The sequence below is a fragment of the Campylobacter coli LMG 9860 genome, assembly GCF_000254135.1.
In the GTDB taxonomy this organism is placed as follows: Bacteria; Campylobacterota; Campylobacteria; order Campylobacterales; family Campylobacteraceae; genus Campylobacter_D; species Campylobacter_D coli.
Genome location: NZ_AINS01000047.1, coordinates 38,487 through 44,585, shown reverse-complemented (window position 1 = coordinate 44,585; position 6,099 = coordinate 38,487). Strand labels below are relative to the sequence as shown.

General features: G+C 24.8%; 6 protein-coding genes and 1 pseudogene. 5 read left to right on the top strand and 2 right to left on the bottom strand.

Going from position 1 to position 6,099, the window contains the following annotated elements; translation table 11 throughout:
• Positions 1-6 precede the first annotated feature (6 nt).
• Together CCO88_RS11075 and CCO88_RS07115 are read left to right on the top strand one after the other, a co-directional pair.
• Positions 7-219, top strand: a pseudogene (locus CCO88_RS11075) (glycosyltransferase family 2 protein); the annotation flags it as partial.
• Between the two features lie 4 nt (positions 220-223).
• A complete protein-coding gene (locus CCO88_RS07115) occupies positions 224-1,318 on the top strand; it encodes a DegT/DnrJ/EryC1/StrS family aminotransferase (RefSeq protein WP_002839900.1) in 1,095 nt (364 codons plus the stop codon).
• A gap of 5 nt (positions 1,319-1,323) precedes the next feature.
• Here the strand turns inward: CCO88_RS07115 and yibB are convergent, their stop codons facing one another.
• On the bottom strand, positions 1,324-2,247 hold the full coding sequence (gene yibB, locus CCO88_RS07110) for a protein YibB (RefSeq protein ID WP_002809986.1): 924 nt from the start codon (positions 2,245-2,247) through the stop codon (positions 1,324-1,326).
• Between the two features lie 127 nt (positions 2,248-2,374).
• Here yibB and CCO88_RS07105 point away from each other — a divergent pair, with 127 nt between their 5' ends.
• Genes CCO88_RS07105 through CCO88_RS07095 form a run of 3 tightly spaced genes read left to right on the top strand, consistent with a single transcriptional unit; the run spans position 2,375 to position 4,948 of the window.
• Positions 2,375-3,412 (top strand): AAA family ATPase, encoded by a 1,038-nt coding sequence (locus tag CCO88_RS07105; protein ID WP_002799665.1) that lies wholly within the window; start codon positions 2,375-2,377, stop codon positions 3,410-3,412.
• A 5-nt stretch (positions 3,413-3,417) separates the two neighbouring features.
• Positions 3,418-3,948, top strand: coding sequence for a DUF3226 domain-containing protein (locus CCO88_RS07100; RefSeq protein WP_002799664.1), 531 nt, complete (start codon positions 3,418-3,420; stop codon positions 3,946-3,948).
• A gap of 19 nt (positions 3,949-3,967) precedes the next feature.
• Positions 3,968-4,948, top strand: a complete 981-nt coding sequence (locus CCO88_RS07095; protein WP_002814732.1) for a capsular polysaccharide synthesis protein — start codon at positions 3,968-3,970, stop codon at positions 4,946-4,948.
• Here the strand turns inward: CCO88_RS07095 and CCO88_RS07090 are convergent.
• Entirely contained in the window at positions 4,941-6,098 is a 1,158-nt protein-coding gene (locus CCO88_RS07090) for a glycosyltransferase family 2 protein (RefSeq protein WP_002839899.1), read from the bottom strand. The genes CCO88_RS07095 and CCO88_RS07090 overlap by 8 nt on opposite strands.
• Position 6,099 lies beyond the last annotated feature (1 nt).

Genomic DNA, 6,099 nt, shown 5'->3' with positions numbered 1-6,099 from the left:
TATTAGAAAATAATGAATTTTTATAATAATAAAAAAAATATTAAAATATTAAGAGAAAGATATAATTTTAGCTTCAAAGATTATGTTGATATTGCAAAATATATTAAACAAGATAAAACAATAGAAAAATATAGAAAATATAAAAAACTTTTTAATTATTCTCTTATATTTTCAAGTATAATTATTATGGTGTTTATAAGTATTTTATTACTAGGATAACAATATGATTAATTTTTTAGATCTACGCAAAATTAATACAAGATTTGAAAATGAAATAAAAGATAAAATAAATGAAGTTATTAATAGTGGTTGGTATATATTAGGCGAGCAAAATAAAATTTTTGAAGAGAATTTCTCTGCATATTGCGGCGTGAAGGGTTGTGTCGGTGTTGCAAATGGACTTGATGCTTTAAGACTTATTATCAAAGCTTATGGATTTGGCAATGAGGATGAAATTATAGTTCCTGCAAATACCTATATTGCTTCTGTTTTAGCGATAACCGATAATGGTTGCAAGCCTATTTTTGTAGAGCCTGATATAAATACTTATAATATAAACCCTGATTTGATTGAGGAAAAAATCACTTCTAAAACAAAGGCTATTATGGTGGTGCATCTTTATGGCTTAGCAACAGATATGTCTAAAATACAAAAAATAGCCAAAAAATATAATCTTAAAATCATAGAAGATTGCGCTCAAGCACATGGGGCGGTGTATGATAAAAAAAGAGTTGGAAATTTAGGTGATGCGGCAGCTTTTTCATTTTATCCTGGTAAAAATTTAGGTGCACTAGGAGATGGTGGATGTGTAGTGAGTAATGATGAAAAACTTATTTTAAAAATTAGAGCTTTAGCAAATTATGGTTCTCATAAAAAATATGAAAATCTTTATACAGGTTTAAATTCAAGACTTGATGAAATTCAAGCAGGAATTTTAGATATCAAATTAAAATATTTAGATGAGGACAATCGAAAAAGAAGAAAGATTGCTAAATATTATTTAGAAAATATAAAACATAAAGATATAATTTTGCCTTTTTATGAAGAAGAAGAAAATCATGTTTGGCATCTTTTTGTTATTCGTACCAAAAATCGCAATGATTTACAAGAGTATTTGATGAAAAATGGGGTGCAAACTTTAATTCATTATCCCATACCGCCACATAAACAAGAGTGTTATAAAGAATACAATCATTTAAATTTCCCAATAACAGAGCAGATTCATGTTGAAGTTTTATCTTTGCCAATTTCACCCGTAATGACGCAAGATGAAATTAGCGAAACAGCAAAAATTATAAATAGTTGGAAAAAATTATAGTTTTATCATTTTTTATTTATAAATTTATAATAGATATATTTGATATATAATTGTATTTTGTATATCAAATTTTTATTTTTAGAATTTTTGATTTCCTCTTTGATGATTTTATAATATTTACTATTTTTTCTTTTGAAGCTTAATTTTTGTTTAATTTTAATTGGGATAAAATTAAACAAAGCGTCAAACCACTCATAAGATCGTATTATTTTGTAGTTATTCGAGTGATTTCTTGTGCACCATAAATACATAATTTGATCATCGTCAACCATTCCAAAAGATAAAAAAGCATTTAAGGCATTTTTCATATGTTCTTTGAAAATATACCAATTTTTACTTTTAGTAAAAATCAGCCCCCCCATTATAAAAGGTTCCATATTGAAATATACATTAGCAATATTTTTATATTCCTCTTCCTTAACGGAAAAAAAGTTAATTTTTTCTTCATTGATAATTTCTTGTTTTTCTAGTAAAAAATTAAATTGTGCTCTGTTTGTGAAAAATTCATCTCCATGATTAAATCCGAAATCAAGCCACATTACATTTTCGCCGGTTAAATTTCTTTCTATGGCATCAACAACAAAAAAAGGTTTTAAATACATTAAATAGCAATATAATGGATTGTTGCACTCGATATTTCTTGGATTTTTTCTATTTAGAGTTTGATCATATTTGTTGAAAGTGTCTTTGATTTTTTCAAGGCTTTGCTCATCAAATTCTTTCAAATCTTTTGTAATGATGATGGTTTTATCTTCTAGATTGTGTTTTTTTCTAATCTCTAAAATAGATTCTTTCATATCATCCGTAGTATAAATGATTACTTTGTTTTTTAAACCCGCCCAAAAATCAAAATAAGACAAGTATTGTTCATTGCTTCTTGTGGTTCTACCTACATTATAAAAAGCAGTAACGATGGTTAACTCTTCCATTTATATAAACCTTAATATTTTTTATGATATGATATCATAATAATATCATTTGATATCATATCAATAACAAATTAATTAAGTACTAAAATAAAAGTATAAAACATTGATTTTTAAGGTAGAATAATTTATGATCGATAATATCAAAATTCAAAATTATAAACTTATAAAAGAATTAGAAATTGATAAATTTAAAAATATCAATATATTTACAGGTGAAAATAATTGTGGTAAATCAAGTATTTTAGAAGCTATTTATTTGCTTTTATCACAAGATTACATAAAAAATTTCATTTATAGTTATGATGTATTTAGAAATTTTCCATTAAATAAAAAAAATATTCAATTTGTATTTAATAATTTTGATTTAAATAAAAAGATAAATATATTTACAAGACTAAATAAAGACATCTTGTTGTCCTTAAAAATATCCTTGATGCAATCATCTATTGTTTCAATATCAGATAATTTAAATGAAAATAAAGATATAACAATACATTTTAATCATAAATGTCAAAAAAACGAGCAAGAAAATATTTTAACAATAAGAGAAATTAAAAATATAGAGGAAAAAACAGGAGTTGTTGAAAGACAATATCAAGCTAAAGAATATGTCAATAAAAGCAACGCTATTTATTTTCCAGTTAATATATTTTCTTTTGAGTCTATTTATTTTTTAAGAAATATCCGTATGGCTAATAAAGAAGAAAAATTAGTTAAATATTTACAGATTTTTGATGAAAATATAAAAGATGTAGAAGAAATCAATGGAGAAATTCTCATAAAAAGTTTAGATTTTAATCAAAAAGTTCCACTTAAAATATTTGGTTATGGTTTTATAAAATTTTTTAATTACATATGTGCTTTAGTTTCTAATGAAGCAAATTATATTCTTATAGATGAAATAGAAAATGGTTTGCATTATAAAACGACCAAGAAACTTATAGAATCTTTGATAGAACTTAGTAGAAAGAATAATATTCAAATGTTTATATCTACTCATAGTTTAGAGTTTTTATCCAGTGTTGAAAAAGTGGCAAATGAAAAAGAATTTAAAGATTTAGGTGTATTTAATATATATAGATATAAAGAAAATGTTTATTGCAAGCACTATCAATCGGAACAATTAAAAGATTTGCTAAATAATGGCATAGAGCTTAGAAGGTAAAACAAGTGATTAAAATTTATGTAGAAGGAAAAAGTGATAAAATTTTTTTGGATTTATTATGTAAAAATCTTAAAATAGATGAATTTGAAACCATCCCAATAGGAGGCAATAATCTCTCTTCTTCTGATTTAAAATCAATTAAAGAAGATATAAGTGATATGAGAATCGAAAAGATTTGTATAATTTTTGATGCGGATGATGATTATCAAAAAACTAAAGAAAATTTGCAACAACAATTAAAAAATTTACAAAATGAAAAAATAAAAATATTTTTATTTCCAAACAATAAAGACAATAAAGAAATTGAAATTTTATTAACAAAAATAGCAAAATATCCTCATTTTATCACTTGTTTTAAAGAATATAGTAAGTGTCTTAAGGATAAAGGGACAATCTTGAATGAAAAAGAATTGAATAAAAATCTCATATATGCTTACAATCAAGCTTGCGGAAGTGGAACAAAAGAGATATGTTTAGATCATTATGATTTAGATCATGAATACATAAAACCTTTGATTGATTTTTTGAAAGCATAACAAAAAAAGGTTTAAAACTATGAATTTATATAACAATACAACATATAAGTTGAGCAATCTAATCCCTATAAAACCTTTAAGAAGAAAATTAAGAGCTCATATAGCTTACAAAATAGAGCATCCAAAAGTAAGTAAATATTTAAATGAAAATTATATACAACCCTTTTTAAAAGGTGAAATTGCTCCATTTATTTTTAAAAAAAAGCAAGATTTTAAAGATGATAAAATCATATGGCAACTATGGTTTCAAGGTGAAGAAAATGCAAGTGATATGATAAGACAATGTTTTAAATCAGTGCAAAGACAAATGGGAGATGAATATAAGATTATTATTTTAAACGAAGAAAATATAAAAGATTATTTAGATTTCCCAGATTTTGTATTAGAAAAAATCAAACAAAAAACTTTTGGAGAAAAAACTATAGTATTTTTTTCTGATCTTTTAAGAGTGTCTTTGCTAGCAACTTACGGTGGAATTTGGTGTGATGCGAGCATATTTTTAAGTGATAAAATTCCACTAAATTTAAGAGCAAGGGAATTTTTTGCTTTTGAAAGGGCAAGAAATAGACCTAGTAGAGAAAAATTAAAAAGAATTATAAAAAGTCCATATTTTTCTTATGGTTATTTTAATTGGAATGAAGATTTTATGGTTAAAATGCTTAGTAGTTTTATAATTGCTAAGAGCAATTCCCATTTTATTTCAGCATTGCGAGATATTTTAATAAATTATTGGCAAAAAGAAAAAAATATAACCAATCATTATTATTTTGTATTGCATGTTATATTCGAGCTTTTAAAAAAGTATGGTTATTCAAACAATACTTATAAAAATATGAGTGATATAGAATGCCATTTATTGCAATTTTATGCCAAAAATAAATTTGATAGTAAGCTTTGGCAAGAGATTCAACAACAAAGTTTTTTACACAAGCTTACGCATTTTAGGACTATTAAAAAAGATTCCATGATAGATAAAATTATTATACAAGGAATTAACTAAAGATATTTTTTATTTTCTGAAGGATTTTCCAAGCATCGTAGGGTAAAATATTTTTTACAAAGGGCTTGATTTTATCCAGTTCATTTTTAAGATTTAAAGGATCTTTATTAACTTTTTTAAATTTTAATGCTTTTTTGGCATAAAACGGTAGAAAGATTTCTTTTATAGCCTTGCTGTTTTCATTTTCTTTTTTACCTTGAAAAAAGTCTATAAGTTTTAAAACAGTAATTACCCTACTTGCTAGTCTTAAATATTCTTTAGCTGACTTCGCATCTTCATCAAAAGCTTCATAAATATTTTTAAAATAATGAGAAATGTTAGCCTTTGTTACTTTTTTATCATGGTTTGAAATACTATTTGATCTAAGTAAGCATTTATAAAGTCTTTTTGGTAGAACATAAATCTTATTGGCGCTTGCAAAAAGAATCATACCAAAATGTATATCTTCATTGATGATATAATTTACAAATTTAAGTTTAATTTTCTTTAAAAAATTAAAATCAATCATCCCACCCCAACTAAAAGAAATATCTCTTGACCCAACCTCTAAAGCTCTTTTAGCATAATCTTTTGGGTTTATAATGCATTCTTCTTTATAGGAGAAAATTTGCATTCTTGTTTTTTGTCCTTTATCTTCAATACCTTTTTCATAAACACACAGATGATCAAACCACAATACATCAACGTCTTGCATTCGTTTGACACATTCTTCAATGCAGTTTAATTCCCAAGAATTATCAGAATCTAAGAAAATTAAATAATCAATATCAGGAGCTTCTAGATTTTTTTCTATAAAAGTATTTTTATTTTTGTAAATTTTATAAACATTTTGCGGATTTTCATTTGCAACGGTAAAGGTGTAAAAACCATCAATTTCATTTGAAAAATGAGTTTCATACTCTTTGTAAAAGAATTCTATCCCTGTGTTTCTAGCTGAACTTAGTCCCCCATTTTCTTTATCAAATAAAGTAATTCTTTTGTCTTTTAAGGCATATTCCTTAGCTATATTCAATGAATTCTCATCGGTGCTACCATCATTTACAAGTATAATTTCTAAATTAACATAAGTTTGATTGATGACGCTTTCTAAGCATTCTCTTAAGTATTTTTCTACATTATAGATAGGGATTACTATGCCTACAGTTTTCATA